Here is a 24,435-nt window from a genome sequence, read left to right as displayed (position 1 = left end):
TCGGAACTAAGGAGGTTGAATAGATGAAACTTAAGGGTAAAGTAGCGATCGTCACGGGAGCGGCATCGGGGATGGGCAAAGCAATCGCGGAGCTCTTCGCCGAAGAAGGCGCGAAAGTGGTCGTTTCCGATGTGAACGTCGATAATGCCGGCAAAGTGGTCGAGGGAATCGAAGCGAAAGGCGGAACGGCTATCGCGGCGGCAACCAATGTCGCCGTCGAAGAAGACGTTCAGCGCTTGATCGACACCACGGTTCAAACGTACGGAACGGTGGACATTCTTGTCAACAATGCCGGCATCATGGACAATTTCGTTCCTGCGGGGGACTTGACGGACGAGCTATGGGACAAGGTGTTCGCCGTGAACACGACTGGTCCGATGCGGACGACGCGGAAAGTTCTTCCTATTTTCATCGGCCAGAAGAAAGGCGTCATCGTGAATATCGCTTCGGCCGGCGGCTTGTTCGGTTCCCGGGCTGGCGCTGCCTATACCGCTTCGAAGCATGCCGTCGTCGGATTTACGAAGAACGTCGGTTTCCAGTATGCGACGCACGGAATTCGCTGCAATGCGATCGCGCCAGGAGCGGTCGCTACGAATATCGCAATGTCCTTAACGGCACCGAATCTGTTCGGCGCGGAGCGCGCGCAGATCGGCATGGGCATCAACCCAGGCTTAGGTCAACCGGAAGATATTGCGAAGGTTGCACTGTTCCTGGCTTCCGACGATTCCAGCTTTGTCAACGGCACGACAGTTACCGCGGATGCGGGCTGGACGGCCTATTAAACGAGGAACATCGTTCCCCTTAACGAAGGCAGGCGCGGAATCCGCTCCTGTATCGTAAGGGGATTTTTTTCAAATATAAGAAAGTAGAGACAAAGTCTCTGAAGGAGCGAATAGAATGAGAAAGATCAGTCCGATCAATGATGGATGGCGTTTTATACGCAATAATGAAGAGCTGGCTGAAGCCGTATCTTACCAAGACGACCATTGGAGCGTGGTGCGTCTCCCGCACACCTGGAATGCGGTCGACGGGGCGAACGGATATGAATATTACCAAGGCGCGTGCTGGTACAGAAAGGAGCTCGTCCTTGATTCTTCCGATGAGGGAAGGAAAGTATTTATCGAATTTAACGGTTCTAATAGCATAACCGATGTCTATGTGAACGGACGGCATGCGGGTCAGCACAAAGGCGGTTACTCCACCTTCAGGTTCGACATTACAGAGGGCGTTACTTTCGGAACGAAGAACGTGATCGCCGTTAAGGTCGATAATACGGTCGTAGACGACGTATATCCTCAGAAGGCAGACTTTACTTTCTACGGCGGCATTTACCGCGACGTGAACATCATTGTAACGAATCCGGTTCATTTCGACACGATGGATTACGGTTCGAGCGGCGTTTATATCGTGCAGGAACAGGTGTCGAAGGAAAAGGCCCATCTCAAAATCGATTCCAGATTGGTAAATGACAGCGACGAAGAGAAAAAGGTTAGACTTTGGGCAAATATTGCGGATGCAGATGGAGGCAGCGTAACTTATGCTGCCAAGGAAGTCGTCTTGGCCGCAGGCGAGGCAAGAACGGAAACGCTGGCTTGCGTCATCGACAATCCGATTCTCTGGCACGGAAGAAAAAATCCCTATATGTATCAGGCAACGGTTTCAATGACTAGCTTTAACGATACGGTGGATGAAATCGCGATTCCGTTCGGCGTTAGGTACTTTCATGTCGACTCGGAGAAAGGTTTCTTCTTGAACGGCGAGCATTTGCCTTTGCATGGCGTATCGAGACACCAGGACAGAAAAGATATGGGCTGGGCTATAACGGAACAAGAGCAGGTCGAAGACATGGAGTTGATTAAAGAAATCGGCGCGACTTCGCTTCGGCTCGCCCACTACCAGCACAGCCAAACCTTTTACGATTTGTGCGACAAGGAAGGCATGGTCGTATGGGCGGAAATACCTTTCATTTCGATTATGTCTCAGAACGAAGTGGAAGGGATTAATGCCAAGCAGCAGATGCTGGAACTGATCAAACAAAATTTCAATCACCCTTCGATCATATTCTGGGGGCTGCAAAATGAAATCCAAATCGGCGGAGAGCGTCCGGAGGTTAGGAGGCTCGTTAAAGAGTTAAACGAATTGACCAAAAAAGAAGACCCTACTCGACTGACGACGATGGCCAACGTTTTATTCGTTGACGAGAGAGACGAATTCAACCGCATGACGGACGTTGTCGGCTACAATAAGTATTACGGCTGGTATCACGGCAAGACAGAAGATTTTGATCCGTGGATAGACAAGTTCCATGAGATCAATCCCGACAGACCGCTATGTATTTCCGAATATGGCGTAGAAGGGATCGTGCAATACCACAGCGCTGAGCCCAAGGTGAAGGACTACACGGAAGAATACCACGCGCTGTATCATGAGGTTGCTTGGAAAATTTTAGAGAAAAAACCGTTCCTTTGGGCAACGTATGTATGGAATATGTTTGATTTTGGAGCCAATATAAGGGACGAGGGCGGAGTCAAAGGGCGGAATAACAAAGGGCTGGTCACCTACGATAGAAAGATTAAGAAGGATGCTTTCTATATGTACAAAGCTCATTGGTCCGACGACAAATTCGTCCATATTACGAGCAAGCGCTTTGTGGATCGGGCGGAGGACAGCATACAGGTTAAGGTCTATTCAAATTGCAATAAGGTTACGCTTTATTTGAATGGCGAAGAGCTGCAATCTATATCGAGTGAAGAGAAGGTCTTTGTCTTCGAGAATGTCGTACTGGCAGAGGGCGTGAATGAAATCCGTACAGTGGCAAGTGAAAATCTTGTAACCTATCAAGATATTGCTCGGTTTAGCAGGGTGGAAGAATCAAATGCAAGTTATGAGGCGCCGCAGGTTTCGGACCAAGGGAAAGAAGCCAAAAACTGGTTCGAGCTCCCCGAAACGAGCAAGGAAGAATTAGCGGAGTTACAGATTACAGACGATGTGTATTCCACTCGTTGCACCTTTAAAGAGTTGTTCGCGAATAAAGATGCGGAAATCGTCCTGAATAAGTATATTGGAGAAGGTTTCAGGGACGTGCCGCAATACCCCATGATGCAAGGCTTTACGATTGACATGCTGGCAGGCATGGCGCCGGAAAATTTCCCCGACAAGCTCTTATTCGCCATTAATAAAGAACTCACCATTATAAAAAAAGTGTAGTTCTGAATCGAAGGCTGAAGCGCTTTAATCGGGAGAACAAAGGTCTTGGCTAAGGCCAAGGCCTTTGTTCTTTTCAATCCAAATGATCTAACCTTGGCGTAAATTCAAAGTGGGGACTTGGAGAAATTTCTGGATCGCAAGGGCGCATGCACCAAGTACGCAAGACTGCTTTCCGGTTGCGGATAGTTCCATTTCGCGGTAATGACTGATTCGGGAATGCATATGTTGACGGATCTCCCCCAAAGAATTCGGGTAAAGGCGCAATAACTCGCTATCCAGCACGATGATCTCGGGATTGTAGATGTTGATAATGTTATTTAACCCGATGGACAGATAGTAAATATACGTCTTCATGGCTTCATGGACTTCGGTATCGCCTTCCTTTAGCCAACGATCTATTTGTTCATATGTAACAGCTGCGCCGTGCTTATCCGCTCTTAATTGCCCAAAGACACTTGCTTCGGAAGCGTATTTCTCCCAGCAGCCTTTATTGCCGCAACTGCATGGGTGACCGTCCGGAACGATAATCATATGGCCGATCTCGCCGGCAAAACCGTCTTGCCCGCGGAAGAAAGCATGGTTAATCATCATTCCTAAGCCAATGCCTGAGTATAAGGTAACGCATAGTAAATTATCCGTTTCGTGATGGAAAAAAGTACGCTCCGCGAACGCGCTCAGATTGGCGTTGTTCTCCAAGTGCACCACGACCCCAAGCGTCTTCTCGAGATCGTTTTTTAACGCTACGTCATGCCAATCGAACGAAGGAATGTAGTGAATGACTTCTTCAGTCGATACGAGACCGTGAACGCCGATAACGATTCCGACAATACCATACCTGCAGGATGCATACCGTTCCTGGTAGGATCGAATCGACGTAAGGAGCAGGTTTAAAATGTCCTCATACAATGTCGATTCAAGCGGAATCGTATCCGTTGCTACGATCGAGCCTTGCAGATTGGCAACTGCGAACGTGACCCGTCCAAACTCCAAATCGATACCAAGCGCATAACCCGCCTCCGCATGGATAGAGAGCATGATGGGCTTGCGTCCGACGAGGTTGTATTCCATGTTCTTCTCTATGAGCAGCTCTTCATCCAGCAGATCGGAGACCTGGGCCGAAATGGTTGCTCGTGTTAAGGCGGTTGCCTTGGATAGTTCAGCTCGGGAGATCATTCCTTCTTGCAAAATATGTTTCATAATCAAGGATCGGTTCATTTTTTTGATATAGGATGCATCACCAGTAACCATCAATACATAATCCTCCAAATCCGAACGAATAGATAAGCTATCATATAGTATAACATGGAGCATGAAAAACCTACGACTAAAGGTAAAAGATAGAATTGACAATGATTTTGAGGGTTGATACATTATTACTATAATTAATTAGTTTAGTAAACGAATTAATTATGAACGCATAATGATCAGACGTCAATAACGATAAGATCAAACGTAAGTTGAGCGGACTAGAAAAGGAGCGAGATCATAATGGGGATTCTTCAGGAGCTTGTGAAAGATATTCCGATACCGAAAATGGCGAAGGTTAAAGTGAATTTCGACGAGACCCGTATCGATGATTTGGCCAATGAGTTGCTGCCAAAGCTGCAGCGCGAGGCTATTGCCGGAAAAGTAAAGCCTGGCATGGAAATCGCGATTGCAGTCGGAAGCAGAGGACTCGACAGACTCGCGGAGATAACGGCCGTTACCGTGAAGTTTCTGCAAGACGCCGGCGCGAAGCCGTTCATCGTACCTAGCATGGGCAGTCATGGCGGCGCGACGGCGGAGGGACAGCGCGAGGTGCTGGCGCATCTTGGTATTACAAAGGAGACGGTAGGCTGCGAGATCCGGTCATCGATGGAGGTCGTCAAGATTGGCGAGCTGCCTAACGGATTACCCGTATATGTCGATCAGTTCGCCGCTGCCGCAGACGGAATGGTTGTCATTAATCGAATCAAGCCTCATACGGCGTTCCGAGGCGAGGTGGAGAGCGGCATGATGAAGATGATAAGCATAGGGCTTGGCAAGCAAAAAGGAGCGGAAGCTTGCCACCAGCTCGGCTTTAAATATATGGCCGAGAACGTACCGGCAATGGCCAAGATGATTATGGAGCACAAACCGTTCTTGTTTGGCGTCGCCTCGGTCGAAAATGCGTTCGATAAAGTGGCTCTTATCGAAACGATGACCCCTGAGGAAATTGTGGAAAACGAGCCTGCGCTGCTCGTTCAGGCCAAGGCGCTGCTGCCTAAGCTTTATTTTGACCAGCTTGATGTTCTCATTATCGATCAGATCGGAAAAAACATTAGCGGAGACGGCATGGATCCGAACATTACAGGACGTTATCCGACGCCGTACGCGCATGGCGGACCTGACGTGAACAAAATGGCGGTACTGGATGTGACCCATCAGAGCGAAGGCAACGCCAACGGCGTTGGAACGGCCGATTTCACGACGCAACGGCTGGTAGACAAAATGGACCGCGAGAAAACGTATGCGAACGGCTTGACGTCCACAGTGGTCGCGCCGACGAAGATTGCAACGACTTTGCCGAATGACAGAGAGACGATTCAGGCGTCCATCAAGACCTGCAATATTTTACATTTTGAACAAGTAAGAATGGTACGGATCAAAAACACGTTGGAGCTTGGCGTTATCGAAGTATCCGAAGCGCTGCTGGACGACGTGCGGCGTCATCCCAAGATGGAAATCGTCCAGGATTTATACGAACTGCCTTTCGATAACGAAGGCAACTTATTTTAACGGTAGCGGGGGAGATAGGTAATGGTTAATTTGTTTGATTTGACGGGAAAGACGGCGGTTGTAGTGGGAGGCAACGGCGTGCTTGGTTCTTCTATGGCGGCAGGCTTGGCCGCTCACGGGGCGCATGTCGCAATCGTTGGACGGAACTATGACAAAGCGAAATCGGTGGCTGAAGAAATAGTCGTCGCCGGAGGTAGCGCAAAAGCTTTTCAAGCCGATGTCGGTTCCAAAGAATCGCTCCGCGAATTGTCCTCGGAGATTGATGCATGGACCGGAGGCTGCGATATTCTGGTTAACGCGCCAGGCAAGAACAGTCCTACGCCGTTCTTTGAACTGGAAATGGAGGAGTGGGACGACATTATGGACGTAAATCTGAAGGGCATCGTCCTTACCTGCCAAATTTTCGCCAAACGCATGATTGAGCAAGGACGGAGAGGCAGCATTATTAACATCTCGTCGGTTTCGTCGACAACGCCATTATCCAAAGTTTTCACGTATTCCGTGTCCAAAGCGGGCTTGAACAGCGTAACGCAATTTCTCGCTCGCGAGTTTGCGGAGCAAGGGGTTAGGGTGAACGCCATTATACCTGGATTTTTCCCAGCGGAACAGAATCGGAAAATATTAAGCGAGGAACGCGTCGCCTCCATTATGAAGCATACGCCGATGAACCGGTTCGGTACGCCGGAGGAGCTGCAAGGTGCGGCGGTTTGGCTCGCGTCGGACAAAGCATCGGGTTTTGTCACCGGAACGCTCGTGCGCGTTGACGGCGGCTTCGGCAGCATGACGATTTAGAGAGGAGACTATAAAGTGATTAAGGATAAATATGCTGCCCTGCAAGAGATCCTGCGCGAGATGGGGTCCGTCGTCGTTGCTTTCTCGGGTGGCGTTGACAGCACGTTCCTGCTGAAGGCTGCCGTGGAAACGTTAGGCGCGCAGCACGTTCTGGCTGTAACGGCCGATTCCGAGACCTATCCGACAAGCGAGCTGAAAGAAGCAGAGCAGCTGGCGGATTTAGTTGGGGTGCGTCACGAGATCATTTCAACCTCTGAGCTGGCAATTCCAGGGTACGCGGAGAACAATAAAAACCGTTGCTACTTCTGCAAAAGCAGCCTGTTCGACCACTTGCTTCCTTTGCTCGAAGAGAGGGGCTTCGCCAATATCGTTTACGGAGTCATCGCCGACGATATGAATGAGCACCGCCCGGGCATGCAGGCCGCCAAAGAAAGGGGCATTCGAGGACCGCTGCTGGAAGCCGGCTTGTACAAGCAGGAGATTCGGGAGCTGTCCAGCGCGTTCGGGCTGCCGACGTGGGATAAGCCTTCTTTCGCCTGCCTGTCGTCTCGAATCGCTTACGGCGAGACTATTACGAATGAAAAGCTGCAAAAGGTGGAGCGGGCCGAGGCTTATTTGAAATCGCTTCGGATACGTCAAGTTCGTGTGAGAACGCATCAAGAAATTGCCCGAATTGAAGTAGAACCCGGGGATATGGCGGTGGTTCTGTCCAACCACGAGGCAATCGTCGAGCGTTTGCAGGCATATGGCTATAAGTTCGTCACTTTGGATCTGCTTGGCTACCGGAGCGGCAGCATGAACAAGTCGCTTAACCTGTAAGCCGAATCCATACTCGATGATTTTGTCAAAAAGGAAGGTAATCGCATGTCTACTTATGTTATGGGACTCGATATCGGAACGACGAGCGTGAAGGCATGCCTTTTCGATCGAATCGGAAATCTAGTCTCCCATGGGGAACGGATGATTGTTACACAATATCCACAGCAGGGATGGGCACAGCAGGATGCCGCCAAGATTGAACGGTTGGCGGTTCAAGCCGTAAGGGAAGCGGTCAGCAAGGCGGCGATAGACAGAGAACAGCTTATAGCGATCGGCTTCTCCGCCGCCATGCACTCGCTAGTGCCTGTGAACGAGCAAGGACTGCCATTATCCCCCGCATACATTTGGGCGGACGGCCGAGGAACGGAGCAAGCCGATCGGATGACGGATGAGAAACGGAGCCGTCTGTATGCGAAGACAGGCACGCCAATCCATCCGATGACGCCATTCATGAAGCTGCTATGGATGAAAGAGGAGCATGACGAAGCGTACCTTCAGGCTTCGTACTTTATGTCAATTAAGGAATATGTCATTCATTGCTGGTTCGGCAAACGAATAATCGATTATTCGATGGCGTCGGCTACCGGCCTGTTCAATCCATCCGCCTTGGATTGGGATGAGGAACTGCTGGAGCTCGCGGGAATTTCCGCAGATCAGTTGTCGGAGATCGTACCTCCAACGACTTTATTGGGAGATCTTAAGGCAGATATCGCTGAACAAATGGGGCTATCGCCATCGGTATGCTTCGTAATCGGAGCTGCCGACGGCCAGCTATCCAATCTGGGAACCGGTGCGCTCTTGCCAGGCGAGGTGGCTGTAACGGTCGGAACGAGCGGAGCGATCCGGCAATTCGCTCGTGAAGCGAAAGTCAGTCAAAGCGGGGAGACGTTTTGTTATTCGTTCACGAACGATTCTTATATTATTGGCGGACCAACGAATAACGGTGGCATCGCTCTGCAGTGGTTGAAGCAGTTGCTGGACGACTCTAGCAGCTACGAAAGTTTCCTTGCCGAGGCGGACCAATCTCCTCCGGGGGCCGAAGGTCTGTTATTCCTGCCCTACATTAACGGCGAACGGGCTCCGCTTTGGAATCAAAGAGCGAGAGGCAATTTCTTCGGCATGACGATGACGCATGCGAAAGCGCATTATGTAAGAGCCGTTCTGGAAGGCATTACGTTCAATCTCTATCAAATCGGTCGGGCGCTGGAGAAGCTGGCAGGACCTCCGAAGCAAATATACGTGAGCGGCGGCTTGGCCCGTTCACCGATTTGGCTTCAGATGATGGCAGACGTATTTAACGCCGCGATCTACGTGTCGGAGAACCATGACAGCGCAGCATGGGGAGCAGCTTGGACGGCATTGGTTGCGATGGGGGAAGAAGAACGGTTCGAGGATATTAAAAACAATATTCCGATGGGAGAGGCCGTTCTTCCTTTTCGTGAGAACAGCTGGAAGTACAAAGAGATTTACTGGCGATACGAGGAATTGGCAGCCCGCATTGCGCCTTTATTCTAAGCCACTCATAACGCGAAGAGGTGAACAGCGTGCTGGAAAACATTTTAAAACAGGTGCAGGACGGAAGCATGAGCGTCGAGGAGGCGTCGAAGCGATTGACTCCGTTCGAGAATCTCGGCTTCGCGAAGGTCGACCATCACAGGAAAAAACGGCAGGGTTTCCCCGAAATCGTGTACGGCGAGAACAAAACCGCGGAACAGATTATCGGCATCGCAACCTCGCTGCAATCGCAAAACAACGAGGTGCTTATTACACGGATTACGGAGGAGAAAGCCGGTGCGATTCAAAGGGTTTGTCCAGATTATGTGTATGACAGGATATCCCAGCTTCTCTATTGGAGGAGCTCCGATCAATCAGTCAGCAAGCGTGAAGGATATATTGCGGTTATCGCGGCAGGGACATCCGATATAAGCGTCGCGGAGGAGGCGGCGGTTACGGCCGAGGTGCTTGGCAGCAACGTTCACCGTATTTACGACGTCGGCGTTGCAGGCATTCATCGTCTTCTGCATCATGCAGAGGAAATTCAGCAAGCGACGGTTTCCGTCGTCGTAGCGGGCATGGAAGGCGCGCTTGCCAGCGTAGTAGGAGGCTTGGTGTCTCATCCGGTCATAGCCGTCCCGACAAGCGTCGGCTACGGAGCTAGCTTTGGCGGTCTGTCGGCTTTGCTGACGATGCTCAATTCTTGCGCTTCGGGCATCAGCGTCGTCAATATTGATAACGGGTTTGGAGGCGGCTACAACGCCGCGCTTATCCATCAACTTATTCACAAAGGGGAGGGCAAGGAGTGAAAACTTTATATATCGACTGCTTCTCCGGCATTAGCGGAGATATGTTCATCGGCGCGCTGCTTGACGCTGGAGGCGACCTCGACTTGCTTCAGGAGGAGCTGAAGAAGCTTCAAATCAACAACGAGTACGAGCTTAAGCGGAAAACGGTCGTCAAAAACGGCATTACGGCTGTAAAATTCGATGTGCTGCTTCTTCAACAAGCAAATAAGGACGCACATTTACATGAGCAGACACATGAACATGAGCATTCACATAGTCACGATCATACTCATCATCATGATCACGATCATGACCACGATCACAATCACGACCACGACCACGAACATCTTCACACTCATGATCATCAATCGAATCAGGGCCATCATCACCATGAGCACCGGGCGTATAAGGATATCGTTCGCTTAATCGAGAACTCGGCTTTGGACGATAAGGTCAAGCAAACCGCTTTAGCAATTTTCCGGAAAATCGGGGAAGCCGAAGGTAAAATTCATGGCATTCCGCTAGATCGAGTTCACTTCCACGAGGTCGGGGCGGTTGATTCGATCGTGGATATCGTTGGGGCGGCCATTTTGATTCATCAGTTGCACATTTCGAAGGTCGTCTGCTCCGCCGTTCCAGTCGGCATTGGCAAAATTCGCATCGATCACGGTATCTATCCCGTTCCTGCTCCAGCGACGCTCGAGATGCTCAAAGGGATACCGATTGAGCAGTCGCACATTAGAGCTGAGCTAACGACGCCGACGGGCGCGGCGATTGTTGCGGTTCTTGGGGAAAGTTTCGGTCCAATGCCCTCGCTCAATGTAGAGTTCGTCGGCTACGGGGCAGGTACAAAGACGTTCCAAGAACAGCCCAACGTGCTTCGTGTCATGATTGGCGAATAATTGAAGTAGAGGAGCACGCCTGATGGGAAAGCAATTGCCGCCGCCGAACGAGCATACGGATAACGAGATGGTGAAGATGGAAGTCAACTTGGACGACATGCCTGGAGAGTGGCTTGGTTATGTCATGGATTTGCTTTTTGAGCAAGGGGCTAACGATGTCTACTACACGCCGATCTACATGAAGAAGAACAGGCCGGGCACGCTGCTTCAACTGTTATGTTCCGATCACAAAATTGACGAAATGAAAAACATATTGTTCCGCGAGACAACGACTCTAGGCATTCGTTATTACCCGTTGTCCGTTCATCGTTTGGAGCGGGAATTTGTCAGTGTTCAGACGGAATGGGGGCCGGTTACGGTCAAGAAAGGCATTTATGGCGGGGACGTCGTCCAGTGGGCCCCGGAATATGAGGAATGCAAGCATATCGCGAGTACGCATGGCATACCGCTGAAGAGCGTGTATGATGCCGTTCGCAAGGCAGAAGTTTAATTTGTAGAGGATCATCGCCTCTAGGAGGTACAGAATTTTGATTATGAGTTTGTTTTCCGCATTAATGGTTGGTTTTATTTTGGGAATCAAGCATTCCATTGAACCCGACCATATTATTGCAGTATCCACAATGGTAGGAAAAAGCAAGAAGCTCTGGCGCTCGACGTTAACGGGCGTTTTTTGGGGAATCGGCCATACTGCGACATTGTTCGTCGTCGGCATGGTTCTCGTCCTGCTGAAAGGGGACTTGTCGGAGAAATGGGCGATGTCGCTAGAATTTTTGGTAGGCATTATGCTCGTTTACTTAGGTGTGAAAAGCCTGATTCTAAAGAAGGGCTTAGTCTCGAAATCTACTAACGAAGCAAAGGGTTCATTATGGAAGGTGACGATCATCGGTTTCATACATGGCCTCGCTGGCAGCGCGGCGATGGTGATCCTAACCCTATCAACGGTATCGTCCGTATGGGAATGCGCCTTGTATATACTCGTATTCGGAATAGGAACAATCGCAGGAATGCTCGTCTTTACGACTATATTGGGCATTCCGTTCGTATACAGCAATCGTAATAAAACGTGGAATACCTCGTTAGCCCGAATAGCCGGAACGGTGAGCTTCCTGTTCGGACTTTACTATATGTACAATCTAGGGGTAACGGAAGGCCTATTTGAGGTTTGGCTAGGTTGATGGAGCTCTAGGAAAGTATCGCGAACCAGAAAAATAAAGGAGCAGGATGACTATGGATAAAGTATTTATGGATGAGGATTTTTTATTGGACACCCCAATAGCAGCTGCTTTGTATCATGAATACGCCAAACAAATGCCAATAATTGATTATCACTGCCATCTGAGTCCAAAAGAGATTTATGACAATAAGAAGTATCGCAATATGACGGAAGTTTGGTTAGCCGGGGATCATTACAAATGGAGATTGATGAGGGCTAACGGAATCGATGAACGACTGATAACCGGGGACGCTGCCGATTATGACAAATTTCTTGCCTTTGCGGAAACCGTTCCATTGATGATCGGCAATCCCATGTACCATTGGACTCACCTAGAACTGAATCGATATTTCGGTATCAAAGAAACACTAAATGCCAATACGGCTCCGATGATCTGGGAGAAAGCTAATGCGCTGCTCACCGAGGAGAGTCTTGGTGCAAGAGATTTCATCCGAAAATCAAATGTGCAAGTCATCTGCACGACGGACGATCCGACGGATTCACTGGAATATCATATCCAATTAAAGCAGGATCCTGCTTTTGATGTGAAGGTATTGCCAACCTTTCGTCCGGATAAGGGGCTTGACATTAACGGCGATCATTTTTTGGAATGGATCAGAAAGCTGGAACGATCTTCAGGCATTGCCATCTTCGACTATGAAGGTCTACTCTTGGCGCTTGAAAACAGAGTGGACTTCTTTCATTCTGCCGGTTGCCGAGTCTCAGATCATGGATTAAACGATGTTCACTTCGTCGGCGGAACCAAGGATGACGCGGCGGCGATCTTTGCTAAGTCGCTTGCAGGGGGAAAGATAGATCCAAACGAAGAGAAGCTCTATAAAACTGCTATTCTCGTCTATTTGGGAAATTTGTACGCTGCACGCGGTTGGTCGATGCAATACCATATGAATGTACTTCGAAATAATAATACGCCTGCATTTAAGCGGATGGGCCCTGATGCCGGTTATGATTCGGTTAACGACAGTGCCATAGCCAAGCCGTTGTCCTGTTTGCTGGATGCAATCGAACGCGAAGGAGGTCTTCCGAAGACCATCCTGTATTCGCTTAATCCGGCACAAAATCACGTACTCGGGTCTATGATCGGCAATTTTCAGGGTGGCGGCATTGCCGGAAAAATACAGTTTGGGTCGGGCTGGTGGTTTAATGATACGAAGGAGGGGATGATCGCTCAGCTGAAATCGCTAGCCGAACTAGGGCTTCTCGGCCGTTTCATTGGCATGCTGACTGATTCGCGCAGCTTCCTGTCTTTTACCCGTCATGAATATTTTAGGCGCATTCTGTGTAACTTGCTCGGAGAATGGGTCAAAAAAGGCGAGTATCCCAATGATATAGAGCAGCTAGGGATGATCGTGCAAGATATTTGTTATCATAATGCTCAAGCGTATTTCTGTTTCGAATAGGACATTATAGGTGCTATTTTTTTGAAACGGGGTTATTCTGAATGGTGAAAATTGGACTAGCTTTGATATATAATAAGACAGATAAAGTTGAAGGGGGAGTTTGGATTGAATTTCGGTAGTGAAGAGAAAAATGCTGCGGAGATCGATGTCAGCAACATCAAGCGAGGGCCGATCGTCGCAGCGCTAATTATTGGGGCTTTCGTCGCGATCTTGAACGAGACGCTGCTCAATATCGCATTTCCCGATCTGATGGAAGAATTCAATATTGCGGATTCGACCGTGCAATGGCTGGCAACCGCCTATATGCTCGTCGTCGGCATGCTCGTGCCGGTAACGGCTCTATTGCAGCAGTGGTTTACGACCAGACAAATGTTCATTGGGGCAATGGTGCTATTTTTGATTGGTACAGTCATCAGTGCGGTTGCTCCGATATTTGATGTACTGCTCGTCGGACGCGTCGTTCAGGCGTTAGGCACCGGATTGATGATGCCGGTAATGATGAACGTCATTTTGATCATCTTCCCGCCGGAGAAACGCGGCGGCGCAATGGGCATGATCGGTCTCGTCATCATGACGGCCCCTGTAATCGGCCCGACCTTGTCGGGATTAATCGTTGAGCATCTATCATGGCGCTGGCTGTTTTACATGGTCATTCCGCTCGCCGTGTTCTCGGTAGCGTTTGGCTGGGCTTTTATGAAAAACGTATCGACCCTTACGAAACCGCGGATTGATATTTTATCCATTCTTCTATCGTGTATCGGCTTCGGAGGCATTGTATACGGATTCAGCAGTGCAGGCGAACGTGGTTCGTGGTCGGATCCGGTTGTGGTGTGGAGCTTGGTTGCCGGTGGTATCAGCCTTATCTGCTTCGTATGGAGACAGCTCGTTTCGAAGGAACCGATCATGGATCTTCGGGCTTTCAAGTATCCGATGTTCTCACTCGTTACTGTATTGATGCTGGTCATGATGATGTCGCTCTTCTCGACGATGATCATGCTGCCGCTCTTTATGCAGCAGGTGCTGCTATTAACCGCATTCGCATCGGGATTGGCATTAATGCCCGGAGGTATCATCAACGGGATTATGGCGCCGGTATCTGGTATTTTGTTCGATAAATTCGGTCCAAGAGTGCTCGTCATTCCCGGTATTGCGCTTATGTGCGTCGCGCTTTGGATGTTTATGGGTATTCAATCCGATTGGACGCAAGGCCGCATCGTATTTATTCACATCATCATGATGCTCGGCATGTCTTTGGTTATGATGCCGGCGCAGACGACCGGCTTGAATCAGCTGCCGCGTCATCTTTACCCGCATGGCACCGCCATTCTGAATACGCTGCAGCAGGTGGCAGGCGCGATCGGCGTAGCCTTGTTCATCAGCATCATGTCGTCGGGAGCCAAAGATTACATGAAAACATCTTCGGACCCAACCTCGCCGCTCGAAGGACTTCAATCGATGGTGGCGGGTTTGCACGACGCCTTCTTCATTGGTTTATGCTTAGCCATTCTGGCACTCGTGATTAGCTTCTTCATCAAGCGTACATACGCGCCGAAGGAAGAGAATACGGAGAAGTCTCCGACCGTTGTTAAAGAAAAATAAGCCAAAAAGCTCCGGCAAGCCTCATTCAAGCTTGCCGGAGCTTTTCTTTTTTACTATTCCTCAAGTTATAAGTGACATGTATTCGAATGCTGTCGTTCCATAAATGCTTTTAAAGTGTTTATTTAAATGGGTCAAATCAACAAAACCGCATGCAGCTACTGCTGAATTATTGCAGATGTACATCTTCTACCGCCATGGATTTGTGTGGCAAAGTCTCTAGCCGTCGGAATTACATTAAGGAAGATATTAGGCAGTGCTGAACTCGTTAGCGAGAATTCGGTGCTGTCTTTTTTATTGATTCGTCTTCGAAATTGAATTTTGATGCACAAAAGACGATAAAAAATTGCGATGTTTTAAGTGAATGATGTATAATGACTTACAACCGCTTATGGCATTATGAATAAGGAGGGAATCAGCATGTTTCAAGAAGAGCGGATAAACGCCATTATGGATCATTTGAAACAACATCAACGCATTGATATTAAGGAAATATGCCAAAAATTCGACGTGTCCCGCGACACCGCCCGTCGGGATTTATTGAAGATGGAAGAGCTTGGTCTCATCATCCGTACGCACGGCGGGGCCGTATTGCCCAAAAAAACGAAGGAAGTATACGAATATAAAGAACGTTTGATGAGGGAATCGGACGTGAAACGCGAAATTGGACGTTTTGCAGCTTCGCTTGTGAAAGACGGAGATTACATGATGATGGATGCATCAACCACGGTCCAATTCGCTGCGGAACATTTATCTGCCGAAAATATCGTTGTCGTGACCAATTCGATCGATATCGCAGATGTGCTGTCTAGAAAAAAAGCGGTAAGAACCAATTTACTAGGCGGGGAGCTAAATGCTCAGCATCGTTTTTTATTCGGGCAATCCACGCTTGATAAGTTATCCGATTATCAGGTCGACAAATTATTTCTTGGCGCATGCGGAATTACGGCTAATGGCTTGTCTTATCCGCATGAGGAAGATGGCGTTGTGAAGCGGGAGATGATCAAACGGGCAAGACAAGTCATTGTACTGGCCGATCATACGAAGTTCGGAGATCAAATGTTTTTCAAAATTGCCGACTTGGAATCGATTGATTTGCTGATTACCGACCAGAAGCCGAGTAGCGAAATGATGGAAAAGCTTGTTGAGCACCAGGTTGAACTATTAGTCGTTTCGGAGGTAGATAATGATGATTAAGCTGATTGTTAGTGATTTGGATGGTACGTTGTTAGACCATGCGCGTCAGATGAATAACAGAGACAGAGAAGCCGTCAGAACCGCAGTCGACGAAGGTTTCCAATTGTGCATTGCGTCCGGAAGGATGTACTCCGAAATCAAGATCGTGATGAATGATTTCAACCATAGGTATCACGCGGTAGGACAGAACGGCGCAACGGTGCATTCGCATGACGCCGAGCTGATGGCATCCTCGGTTTTTGAGCCAGAAGTATCCTCCAGGCTTCTTCAAGCCACAAGCGGCTATAAACAATTTGTGAATTTCGTTAGCTGCAGTGATGATAGCTACTATATGAAGAAGCGTACGGACGCCGTGCTTCCTTACGAAGCGCGTATATTTACCGCTGGTACCGAGCATGGTGATTTGGAGGCAGATTTGAAAGAGGACAAATTAAGATGCAGCAAGATCGCCTACTTTGGCGAGATTGATGAATTATACCGATTGAAGGCGGAATTGAACGATCAGTTCGCAGGTAAAATAGAAACGTTCATTTCCGACAAGGATTGTCTGGATGTCATGCCTCTAAACGTATCGAAAGGGATCGGCTTATCGGTTCTGATCAGCAAGCTGGGATTGCAGCCAAACGAAGTTGCTTGCATTGGGGATTCTTTTAACGATTTATCCATGTTTGCCTTAACGGAGCATAGTTACGCGATGAGCGGCAGCCACGTTGATATAAGGAACCAAGCAAGCCATATCGTAGATAGCGTGGCAGATGCTATAGATCAGATCAAAACCTATAATCGTGCATTTGAAGGAAATACCGAAATGGTATTGCCTCCAAATGCGTAGACAAACTCAGGCATCAACTATTGATTCCCGAATTTGAAGTTAGGATCATAGCCCTTCACCGTCTTCTTCGGATGTTGCCCGATCGCTTCGCGGTCCTCTTTAGGCAGATCGTCCATGCTAACGGTTGATCCGTCGGTTGTAATCAGATTACCCTTCGCATCGTATGGAAAAGCACTGATCCGACCGATCGACATGCGGCGAACTTGACGGCTCATAATCGAGAGCCTGCGGGTCAGCTTCGGAGGCTTAGGCGTCGTGTCCGTCATTTCTTCCGACTCTTCTTCGCCCGTGTCCATTGTCGCGGTCTGCGGTTCTTCGACGGTCTCCACGTGCATATGCGCGTTTTCCTGCACCGGATTGTTGACGCCGAAGTGCGGGCCCACATCCGGTACGTTGGCGTGGAAGCTGTTGGCCTGCTTGATGAAAGCTTCGAACACAGCGTTGTCATTCGGGTTCGAGGCAAGCTTGTCCCTTGTGATAATAAACAACTTTTGGGACTTTTCCATGTCGGTGATCAGTTGCTTTAACTCTTTGTCGGACTCTTTGCCGACTTGCTCTTGCTTGCGCTTGTCGATTTTCTCCTTGCCGGCCGTAATGAAACGGTCGGTCCATCTGTTGAAATCCGTGGCTGTTTCTTTACCATCCCTCAGTTTAAGGGCGTTGTTGCGAATATCGTTATAAGACATCCTGTGCGGCATGGCTCCGTTCATTTCCGCTAGTCCCGGCTTGCGGTAATCACCGATCTTGACCGGATAACCCGGATCGCGATTCGTCGAAGCGAAGGCGGCACGCTTGGAGGCGGTCGTAAAGCTAGGGCGCTTCACTTCCCATTCTGACGCCTCTTCTTCTTCTTCATCAGACTCCTCGGACTCCTCTTCAACATCAACGGATGACGGCTTAGGCTGCTCTTTTGGGATCGGCGTACCGGCATTGCTTTTCTGTTTTTTGATCTGCTTATCGACCGCGACTTCTTCCTCTTCCTCTTCGTCCTCATATACGTCTTCTTGGAGCGCGCGCTTCTTGGGCCCCATCAATTGCAAGACAGCTTGATTGCCGATCTGCTGCTGGAGTGCCAGCATGGAAGGCTTTAACTGCAAGGGGGAGGCCCCGTTCCTTTTCGTTGTAGATGTTTGCCCGCTCTTCGGGCGCTGGATCTCGGTATGCTTCAAGTTATCGAATCCTCCGTTTTGACGGCATATATTGACAATAGTTTACCTTGAGATGATGCTAATGGGCAACCGTCTCCGGTCCTTACCTTTCGGTGTTTTTCATGGTACGATGTTGTTCATGAAAATCCAATTCGACAATCAAACGATATCCTTTAACGTGCAATATGGAGCGAAAGCGAAGTTCTCGATTCAAATGGATTCATTAGGGCACATAACGGTTAAAGCCCCTAATGGTACAAGCGATGAACAATTAATGCAGGCAGTGAAACGTCATGGACGAGCGATTCTGGATAAGCTGGATGCGATAGAAGCGGCGCGAAATACGCCTCTGACGAGAGATTATGAGGAGGGCAAGTTTTTGCACCTGGGCCGCTATTACGAACTCCATGAGCTAATACAGACAGACGGGCTGAGCGAGGAAGAGCGGAAGATCAAGCTTAAGAAGTTCTATATGCTAAGCATCAAGAAGGTGATCGGCGAACGCATCAAGATCTATCAGCCCCAGCTAAAAGTAAAACCGAAGGCTTTCGATATTGTAGAATCGGCGACCAAGTGGGGAAGCTGCAGCTCTGACCGGAACTTGACCTTCAATTACCGATTGGCGATGGCGCCGATGGAGGTCATCGATTATGTCGTCATCCATGAGCTATGCCATCTGCTGCATATGAACCATGATCGCTCGTTCTGGAGACGAGTAGGAAGCATAATGCCTGATTATAAGGAGAAGGAGCAATATCTAGAGCGGCATGGGCAAGCGATGACGCTGTGACCGTTGTCGGTAGCATGCAAAAAGGCAGCCAAGGCTGCCTTTGATGGGTTTAAGTTACAGTTCGATTGCTGCGCTCTCTGTAGAGGTATAACTCTCATCAAAATCATTATCAATATCCAAGCTTTCTTTGAAATTCCAGTGGCCGTTGGCATATTCCATATAAATGAGAACTTCAAAGAAGTCAGACCCTTCCGGGTTCCCGCCCACGCTTTGGCTCCATTCAAGCGTACCTTGTACGACGGCTTCCCTCTCACCCAGAAATACGACTCGTTCTTCGGATAACATTTCTCTTTCATCGGCGTATGCAAAATGCGCCTCTAAACTCTGTTTCCAAGTACTATGGTCAATTAAAAGAGCTTGCCAGCGTTCCATGAAAGAAGGTGATGTATATCGCAAGGCAAGTTCAAGGTTTTCTTCGTTATAGGCTTTGTAGTAAGTTCGTAGATCCTGCAATACTGCTGCTTGATCTTGATTATGATTTTCTAGAATTGCCGCCGCAGTTTCATCGATATCATTCGGTAAAATGAAATGAAGAGAGACCCAGTCAATTCGCGAAATTTTCCACTGTCCATTTTCATTTCTTATGTCAAACACATATTCGTTTTTACGATCTAGCACTTGGTTATTAAGAATAATGGTTACCTTGAGTGTTGCTTCCGTATTCGAAGTATATTCAATATCATCAATGACAACGTTGAAGTGTCTGACCGGTATCTCGCTAATAGATTTGTAAGCGTCAGCTTCGTAATCAAAATCCAGATTATAATAATGCAACTGGTAGTTGTCATCTGTTAATAATTTTGGACTATTCGTCTCGTAATACTTCGTAATGAGCGCACGAATTGCCGGCTCTTGACCGTGACCGTACTTCAACATTCGAATGCTTCTCTGGTGTTTGTCGTACTCTACGGTGTGCGTTGTGAACTCGCTTAATAAGCGGATAGGGAGGTAAATATGACCTTTTATAATAGGCGCTGCTGCATCCAAAACATACATTTGGTCATTAAACCCGATTAACTCTTCCCCGAACCAATACACGAGATCTGTACCGTCAATGTCGCTTGAGACTTCCTTATCCGCAGCATTATATTGAACCGTATAGCCAAGCGCATTTAGATAGGGGCGGAGCGCAACGTACATAACGCCTTTTTGAATAAGTGCGTCCAACTCGCCCTTTCCCTCATTATTGACAATCAATTGAATCGGCCTTTCGTTTGCGGCAACCATAACAGGTGCTGTCGCTGCAATCAAACAAAGCGCAAGCATAGAGAAAAAAAGCTTTCTGAGCATCATCGTGGTCATCGTGCACTCCTTAATCATTAATTTATAGATGCAATTATAAAGCATATATCTCCAGTATACAGGATTAAGTAACATTCTACTTAAAATCTTTAATAGGCATTTATTGGACTGCAAAAGCCTACATCCCCTCATATACGTGGCGGCGCGCATATAAGAATATGGTTATGTCAGTAGACAAGCAAGCCATATTCAGGAGGTGCAAGTCATTTGATTCCTAATGAAGCACGTGTTGCAGGGGATGTCGTCGGCAAGCTGACGACAGGGTACCAAGGATGGTTCAGCGCGAAGGGCGATCCGTCGCCCTTCGATGGTTGGGTGCATTGGTCAAGGAGAGGCGAGACGCCGAATTCCACTGGCAACCTTACCTTTGATCTGTTCCCCGATGTAAGCGAATACGAGCACCTGTACGAGACCGATTTGCCGTGCCTCGGCAACGGGGAACCGGCTAGGCTATTCTCATCCTTTGACGATCAGACCGTCGATAAGCATTTCGAATGGATGCGTGAATACGGTATCGACGTTGCTGCGTTGCAGCGATTTGGAGCTAGCACAAGCGATGAGCAGAATATATGGCGGGCGAACAGAGACGGTGTAGCGACGAAGGTGAAGGGAGCGGCGGAGAAGCATGGCCGGAAGTTCTACGTCATGTATGACACTTCGGGCTTGAACGCCGAGTCCTGGACGGATGCGATCAAGCGTGATTGGACTACGAATATCGTCGGCAGCCTGCGATTGACAGACTCTCCCTCTTATGCGAAGCAGGATGGCAAGCTGGTCGTATGCATATGGGGAATGGGCTTCACGGATCGGCCGGGAACGGTAGAGGAGTCTGCTGATCTGATCGAATGGTTCAAGGAGCGCAATATGTACGTCATTGGCGGTGTACCGACGTATTGGCGAACGAGCACCGTTGATTCAAAACCTGATTTTCTCGATGCATACCGCCGATTCCATATGATATCGCCTTGGCTTGTCGGACGGTTCAACGGACTCGAAGGAGCCGATCAATTCAAGACGGACCCGATCGAGCAGGATGTCAGCTTTACGAGCGGGAACGGCATCGATTACCAGCCCGTGCTGTGGCCTGGCTTCTGTTGGGTGAATCTGCATGCAGGTCCGCCGAATCAAATTCCGAGACTGCATGGCGACTTCATGTGGAGACAGGCTTATAACGTTGCAAGTCTCGGCATTTCGACAGCCTATGTAGCGATGTTCGATGAATATGACGAAGCGACGGCGATTGCGAAGGCGGCAGTGAACGCAACGTTTGCGCCGGACAGCCCTTATTTCTTGACGCTTAACGCGGATGGGGTCGAAGTGTCGTCGGATTTCTACTTGCGTCTGACGGGGGATATTAATCGAATGCTCCGCGGGGAACTCCCGGTAACCGAGCAGCATCCGACACCTCATATGAGCTAGTGCCTGGCTTCCATCCAGCTTGCCAATAAGTGAACACTATGGCAGTATAGAAGCATTGAATCAACTGCAGTGATGGAGGAACGGATGTTATGAATGATTTGCCCAATTGCCCGGAATGCCATTCGGAATATACATACGAGGACGGGAATCTTCTCGTTTGCCCGGAATGCGCACATGAGTGGACGTTAGAATCGGCGGAAGATACGAGCGAAGATACGAAGATTGTGAAGGATGCGAACGGCAATGTGCTGAACGATGGCGACTCCGTATCCGTTATTAAGGACCTTAAGGTTAAAGGCAGCTCATCCGTGTTGAAGATCGGTACGAAAGTGAAGAGCATTCGTTTGGTCGACGGCGATCATAATATCGATTGCAAAATTGACGGGTTTGGCGAAATGAAGTTAAAATCCGAATTTGTCAAAAAGATATAGGCTGGCAGCTCAAAACGAGCCACCTATCAACAGCAAGAACTCCGACATGCATACCGCTTGTCGGAGTTTTTTTATAAAAAACTTTTCAAGATGTGTCGATTATACCGTTATTCGTTCGTCGACTTAATAGAAGCTTGAAAGCTGGAGAGGGGATTCCATATGAACACGATCATTTCAAAAGACGGTACGAGGATTGCTTATGACAAGGTGGGGCATGGTCCAGCACTTATTTTAGTAGCAGGAGCGTTCAGTTATCGAAAATTTCCTGGGCAGCTGCAGTTGGCGAATCTGCTGTCTGAACAGTTCACGGTATACAATTACGATCGCCGGGGACGCGGGGATAGCGGGGACACGCAGCCGTATGCGATTGAGCGCGAGATTGAGGATCTACAGACTTTGATTGATGAAGCGGGAGGTTCTGCCTATGTATATGGCTTATCGTCCGGGGCAGTTCTTGCGTTGCAGGCGGCGGCGAGCGGGGTGAGCATGAAGAAGCTAGTGCTGCATGAGCCGCCTTTTGTCGTTGATACGGCAGGCTACGTGCCGCCAAAAGATTTTGCGAAGCAGGTTAAGGAGCTCATTGCCGCTGATCGCCGGGCTGATGCGATTAACTATTTTATGACTAAGGGCATGGGTGCTCCTTCATTTGTTGTCGGTATGATGCGTATCATTCCGGGTGTATGGTCGAGGCTCATGGCCGTTGCTCACACGCTGCCATATGATGCCGCGTTGCTGGATGGCTACAACGAGGGAAATCCGCTTCCTGCCAAACAATGGAGCGGGGTCGCGATGCCGACGTTGGTGCTCGAAGGGACCGAGAGTCCGATCTCGCTGCGCCACGGTGCGCAAGCTTTGGTTCAAGTGCTCCCTAATGCGCGGCTGCTCAGTCAGAAAGGGCTTGGCCATACGAAGAAGCTTGATGCAAAACGGATTTCGAAGGAGCTTATAGCCTTTTTCGCGAATAAGAATTAGCCGCAGAATCGAGTTGCTTGCATTCCCTCATTTGCATCACATCTGGCTCATAATAGATCATAGACGGATGACGCGGGCTGAAATAATATGGAAGCATTCAGGGTCAATTGAAGTTGAACCGAGAGGAGCTAAGAATCTTGGAGAAGAGAGGATTAACCATATTGTTTCAAGGCGACTCCATAACGGATGCGAACCGGAACAAAGCGGAGGAGTCGTATCCGTATCTGGGGCACGGATATGCGAATTTGATCGCAGGCAGGCTTGGCTACCGGTTTCCGGAAGCGAACTGCCGTGTTATTAACCGTGGCGTAGGAGGGAATCGCGTCTCCGATCTTTATGCGCGTTGGAACGAGGATGCGATAAGCTTGAAGCCTGACATTATTAGCATACTGGTTGGGGTCAATGACGCATGGCGTATCATGAGCGGCCAACCATCGGGAGCATCGGATCGATTTGAGAGAGTATATCGGCATCTTCTTGACGAGACAAGGGAAATCATGCCGGATTCCAAGCTTGTTCTCTGTGAGCCGTTTATGCTGCAGACGGGGCTGATGGCGGACAAGTGGGAGGAAGGACGTAAACTTCTTGATTATTACGGAGGGGTTGTTCGCGAACTAGCCAATTCGTACAGTACGGTATTCGTTCCATTGCAAGCGCCGTTCGACAATGCGGCTGCAATGGCGGATGCAAGCTATTGGCTTCATGACGGCGTACATCCTACAGCGGCCGGACATGAGCTGATCGCGACGGAATGGCTGGGCGCGGTGGAGTTCAATCGTTTATTATAGTCATCTTCTGGTTAAGTTTTTGATTTGCAGCGTGAGCTCGTCTATTTGTTTTTGCATGCTTTCGATTTTTTCATCCTGCATTTTTAGATACTCGGTTTGTTCAGCATCATCTTGAAGTTCTTCTTCCAAAGCAAGCACCCCTGCGATTGTAGCCAAAACATCACCAAATGTAACGACTGCTCCAGCAATTAAGGTGAGCTGAGCGGCGCTAATTTCCGTTTTTTTTGAATTTTGACCGTTGCGATCGGGATTACCCTTGCTTTTGTTCAATGAATGGTCCTCCTTTGCATGGTTGGAACTATATAAGTTATGCTGAAACGAATTTGCATGTGTATGCCCTCTATAGTCAGGCAGCAGAACCTTGAGCGATCAAGGTTTTTTATTTTGCCTATATATCGACTTAAGCATCTTGGTATATTTGGCGCAAATAAATAAAATAAAAGTAAAATTTTTGCCGTAAATATATTGATATTTGGGTTAAATATTCGTAAAATTGGGTAAGCAAACGCATCCAAAACATCATGAGATTGCCGCAAAAGACAAAATCCGTGAAGGAGAGGTTTCAAG

The 24,435-nt window shown here is 48.8% G+C and carries 23 protein-coding genes and 1 pseudogene; 19 read left to right on the top strand and 5 right to left on the bottom strand.

Annotation, left to right across the window (positions count from 1 at the left end; genetic code table 11):
• Positions 1 to 23: 23 nt before the first annotated feature.
• Both AC1DF0_RS03000 and AC1DF0_RS02995 read left to right on the top strand, forming a co-directional pair.
• Entirely contained in the window at positions 24 to 782 is a 759-nt protein-coding gene (locus AC1DF0_RS03000; protein ID WP_442049598.1) for an SDR family oxidoreductase, read from the top strand.
• A 115-nt stretch (positions 783 to 897) separates the two neighbouring features.
• Entirely contained in the window at positions 898 to 3,207 is a 2,310-nt protein-coding gene (locus tag AC1DF0_RS02995; RefSeq protein ID WP_477573020.1) for a glycoside hydrolase family 2 protein, read from the top strand.
• An 87-nt stretch (positions 3,208 to 3,294) separates the two neighbouring features.
• Here AC1DF0_RS02995 and AC1DF0_RS02990 read toward each other — a convergent pair whose 3' ends face one another.
• Positions 3,295 to 4,455: an ROK family protein gene (locus AC1DF0_RS02990; protein ID WP_442049611.1), complete on the bottom strand. Its 1,161-nt coding sequence runs from the start codon at positions 4,453 to 4,455 to the stop codon at positions 3,295 to 3,297.
• A 240-nt stretch (positions 4,456 to 4,695) separates the two neighbouring features.
• Between AC1DF0_RS02990 and AC1DF0_RS02985 the strand changes: the two genes are divergently transcribed.
• The 10 genes from AC1DF0_RS02985 (at position 4,696) to AC1DF0_RS02940 (ending at position 14,992) form a co-directional block, all read left to right on the top strand.
• Entirely contained in the window at positions 4,696 to 5,964 is a 1,269-nt protein-coding gene (locus tag AC1DF0_RS02985) for a nickel pincer cofactor-dependent isomerase, group 22 (RefSeq protein ID WP_475823970.1), read from the top strand.
• A 21-nt stretch (positions 5,965 to 5,985) separates the two neighbouring features.
• Positions 5,986 to 6,756, top strand: a complete 771-nt coding sequence (locus AC1DF0_RS02980; protein WP_442049595.1) for an SDR family oxidoreductase — start codon at positions 5,986 to 5,988, stop codon at positions 6,754 to 6,756.
• A gap of 15 nt (positions 6,757 to 6,771) precedes the next feature.
• The gene (larE, locus tag AC1DF0_RS02975) at positions 6,772 to 7,575 is read left to right on the top strand and encodes an ATP-dependent sacrificial sulfur transferase LarE (protein ID WP_442049594.1); all 804 of its coding nucleotides are present in this window, start codon (positions 6,772 to 6,774) and stop codon (positions 7,573 to 7,575) included.
• Positions 7,576 to 7,620: 45 nt separating this feature from the next.
• Positions 7,621 to 9,090: a gluconokinase gene (locus tag AC1DF0_RS02970; protein WP_477573019.1), complete on the top strand. Its 1,470-nt coding sequence runs from the start codon at positions 7,621 to 7,623 to the stop codon at positions 9,088 to 9,090.
• A 29-nt stretch (positions 9,091 to 9,119) separates the two neighbouring features.
• The gene (gene larB / locus AC1DF0_RS02965) at positions 9,120 to 9,878 is read left to right on the top strand and encodes a nickel pincer cofactor biosynthesis protein LarB (RefSeq protein ID WP_442049592.1); all 759 of its coding nucleotides are present in this window, start codon (positions 9,120 to 9,122) and stop codon (positions 9,876 to 9,878) included.
• Positions 9,875 to 10,759, top strand: a complete 885-nt coding sequence (gene larC / locus AC1DF0_RS02960) for a nickel pincer cofactor biosynthesis protein LarC (protein WP_442049591.1) — start codon at positions 9,875 to 9,877, stop codon at positions 10,757 to 10,759. Before larB ends, larC begins: the two co-directional genes overlap by 4 nt.
• A gap of 22 nt (positions 10,760 to 10,781) precedes the next feature.
• Positions 10,782 to 11,249, top strand: a complete 468-nt coding sequence (gene larC2, locus AC1DF0_RS02955; RefSeq protein WP_442049590.1) for a nickel pincer cofactor biosynthesis protein LarC2 — start codon at positions 10,782 to 10,784, stop codon at positions 11,247 to 11,249.
• Between the two features lie 37 nt (positions 11,250 to 11,286).
• Positions 11,287 to 11,934 (top strand): urease accessory protein UreH, encoded by a 648-nt coding sequence (locus AC1DF0_RS02950; protein ID WP_442049589.1) that lies wholly within the window; start codon positions 11,287 to 11,289, stop codon positions 11,932 to 11,934.
• A 52-nt stretch (positions 11,935 to 11,986) separates the two neighbouring features.
• On the top strand, positions 11,987 to 13,393 hold the full coding sequence (gene uxaC, locus AC1DF0_RS02945) for a glucuronate isomerase (protein ID WP_442049588.1): 1,407 nt from the start codon (positions 11,987 to 11,989) through the stop codon (positions 13,391 to 13,393).
• Between the two features lie 141 nt (positions 13,394 to 13,534).
• On the top strand, positions 13,535 to 14,992 hold the full coding sequence (locus AC1DF0_RS02940) for a DHA2 family efflux MFS transporter permease subunit (protein WP_442049610.1): 1,458 nt from the start codon (positions 13,535 to 13,537) through the stop codon (positions 14,990 to 14,992).
• Between the two features lie 60 nt (positions 14,993 to 15,052).
• Here AC1DF0_RS02940 and AC1DF0_RS02935 read toward each other — a convergent pair.
• A pseudogene (locus AC1DF0_RS02935) lies at positions 15,053 to 15,157 on the bottom strand (AraC family transcriptional regulator); the annotation flags it as partial.
• A 252-nt stretch (positions 15,158 to 15,409) separates the two neighbouring features.
• Between AC1DF0_RS02935 and AC1DF0_RS02930 the strand changes: the two are divergent.
• Positions 15,410 to 16,186 (top strand): DeoR/GlpR family DNA-binding transcription regulator, encoded by a 777-nt coding sequence (locus tag AC1DF0_RS02930; RefSeq protein ID WP_477573018.1) that lies wholly within the window; start codon positions 15,410 to 15,412, stop codon positions 16,184 to 16,186.
• On the top strand, positions 16,176 to 17,018 hold the full coding sequence (locus AC1DF0_RS02925; RefSeq protein ID WP_442049586.1) for an HAD family hydrolase: 843 nt from the start codon (positions 16,176 to 16,178) through the stop codon (positions 17,016 to 17,018). Before AC1DF0_RS02930 ends, AC1DF0_RS02925 begins: the two co-directional genes overlap by 11 nt.
• Before the next feature lie 17 nt (positions 17,019 to 17,035).
• On the opposite strand, the gene AC1DF0_RS02920 is transcribed toward AC1DF0_RS02925, so the two are convergent.
• Positions 17,036 to 18,187 carry a hypothetical protein gene (locus tag AC1DF0_RS02920; RefSeq protein ID WP_442049585.1) on the bottom strand — a complete coding sequence of 384 codons (1,152 nt, stop codon included), beginning with the start codon at positions 18,185 to 18,187 and terminating at the stop codon, positions 17,036 to 17,038.
• Positions 18,188 to 18,305: 118 nt separating this feature from the next.
• Here AC1DF0_RS02920 and AC1DF0_RS02915 point away from each other — a divergent pair, with 118 nt between their 5' ends.
• Entirely contained in the window at positions 18,306 to 18,956 is a 651-nt protein-coding gene (locus tag AC1DF0_RS02915; protein WP_442049584.1) for a M48 family metallopeptidase, read from the top strand.
• 54 nt (positions 18,957 to 19,010) lie between these two features.
• On the opposite strand, the gene AC1DF0_RS02910 is transcribed toward AC1DF0_RS02915, so the two are convergent.
• Positions 19,011 to 20,258, bottom strand: a complete 1,248-nt coding sequence (locus AC1DF0_RS02910) for a copper amine oxidase N-terminal domain-containing protein (protein ID WP_477573017.1) — start codon at positions 20,256 to 20,258, stop codon at positions 19,011 to 19,013.
• Positions 20,259 to 20,465: 207 nt separating this feature from the next.
• Between AC1DF0_RS02910 and AC1DF0_RS02905 the strand changes: the two genes are divergently transcribed.
• The 4 genes from AC1DF0_RS02905 to AC1DF0_RS02890 all read left to right on the top strand — a co-directional run bounded on the left by AC1DF0_RS02905 (position 20,466) and on the right by AC1DF0_RS02890 (position 23,868).
• Positions 20,466 to 21,677 (top strand): glycoside hydrolase family 99 protein, encoded by a 1,212-nt coding sequence (locus AC1DF0_RS02905; protein ID WP_477573016.1) that lies wholly within the window; start codon positions 20,466 to 20,468, stop codon positions 21,675 to 21,677.
• A gap of 89 nt (positions 21,678 to 21,766) precedes the next feature.
• Positions 21,767 to 22,108, top strand: a complete 342-nt coding sequence (locus AC1DF0_RS02900) for a zinc ribbon domain-containing protein YjdM (RefSeq protein WP_477573015.1) — start codon at positions 21,767 to 21,769, stop codon at positions 22,106 to 22,108.
• Between the two features lie 159 nt (positions 22,109 to 22,267).
• Positions 22,268 to 23,080: an alpha/beta fold hydrolase gene (locus AC1DF0_RS02895; RefSeq protein ID WP_477573014.1), complete on the top strand. Its 813-nt coding sequence runs from the start codon at positions 22,268 to 22,270 to the stop codon at positions 23,078 to 23,080.
• A 137-nt stretch (positions 23,081 to 23,217) separates the two neighbouring features.
• On the top strand, positions 23,218 to 23,868 hold the full coding sequence (locus AC1DF0_RS02890; protein ID WP_442049579.1) for an SGNH/GDSL hydrolase family protein: 651 nt from the start codon (positions 23,218 to 23,220) through the stop codon (positions 23,866 to 23,868).
• Here the strand turns inward: AC1DF0_RS02890 and AC1DF0_RS02885 are convergent, their stop codons facing one another.
• Positions 23,869 to 24,138: a hypothetical protein gene (locus AC1DF0_RS02885; protein ID WP_442049578.1), complete on the bottom strand. Its 270-nt coding sequence runs from the start codon at positions 24,136 to 24,138 to the stop codon at positions 23,869 to 23,871.
• Between the last annotated feature and the right edge of the window lie 297 nt (positions 24,139 to 24,435).

Source organism: Paenibacillus sp. 05T425 (assembly GCF_056396205.1).
The sequence above is the reverse complement of the archived record's forward strand: the minus strand, read 5'-3'. Positions and strand labels throughout refer to the sequence as shown.

What these genes read in the sequence shown, in the direction of transcription:
- AC1DF0_RS02970 (WP_477573019.1), top strand. Translation starts at nt 7,621, where the DNA reads ATGTCTACTTATGTTATGGGACTCGATATCGGAACGACGAGCGTGAAG.
- larC2 (WP_442049590.1), top strand. Translation starts at nt 10,782, where the DNA reads ATGGGAAAGCAATTGCCGCCGCCGAACGAGCATACGGATAACGAGATG.
- uxaC (WP_442049588.1), top strand. Translation starts at nt 11,987, where the DNA reads ATGGATAAAGTATTTATGGATGAGGATTTTTTATTGGACACCCCAATA.
- AC1DF0_RS02910 (WP_477573017.1), bottom strand. Translation starts at nt 20,258, where the DNA reads ATGACCACGATGATGCTCAGAAAGCTTTTTTTCTCTATGCTTGCGCTT.
- AC1DF0_RS02985 (WP_475823970.1), top strand. Translation starts at nt 4,696, where the DNA reads ATGGGGATTCTTCAGGAGCTTGTGAAAGATATTCCGATACCGAAAATG.
- AC1DF0_RS02915 (WP_442049584.1), top strand. Translation starts at nt 18,306, where the DNA reads ATGAAAATCCAATTCGACAATCAAACGATATCCTTTAACGTGCAATAT.
- AC1DF0_RS02900 (WP_477573015.1), top strand. Translation starts at nt 21,767, where the DNA reads ATGAATGATTTGCCCAATTGCCCGGAATGCCATTCGGAATATACATAC.
- AC1DF0_RS02895 (WP_477573014.1), top strand. Translation starts at nt 22,268, where the DNA reads ATGAACACGATCATTTCAAAAGACGGTACGAGGATTGCTTATGACAAG.
- AC1DF0_RS02990 (WP_442049611.1), bottom strand. Translation starts at nt 4,455, where the DNA reads ATGGTTACTGGTGATGCATCCTATATCAAAAAAATGAACCGATCCTTG.
- AC1DF0_RS02930 (WP_477573018.1), top strand. Translation starts at nt 15,410, where the DNA reads ATGTTTCAAGAAGAGCGGATAAACGCCATTATGGATCATTTGAAACAA.
- AC1DF0_RS02980 (WP_442049595.1), top strand. Translation starts at nt 5,986, where the DNA reads ATGGTTAATTTGTTTGATTTGACGGGAAAGACGGCGGTTGTAGTGGGA.
- AC1DF0_RS02995 (WP_477573020.1), top strand. Translation starts at nt 898, where the DNA reads ATGAGAAAGATCAGTCCGATCAATGATGGATGGCGTTTTATACGCAAT.
- AC1DF0_RS03000 (WP_442049598.1), top strand. Translation starts at nt 24, where the DNA reads ATGAAACTTAAGGGTAAAGTAGCGATCGTCACGGGAGCGGCATCGGGG.
- AC1DF0_RS02925 (WP_442049586.1), top strand. Translation starts at nt 16,176, where the DNA reads ATGATGATTAAGCTGATTGTTAGTGATTTGGATGGTACGTTGTTAGAC.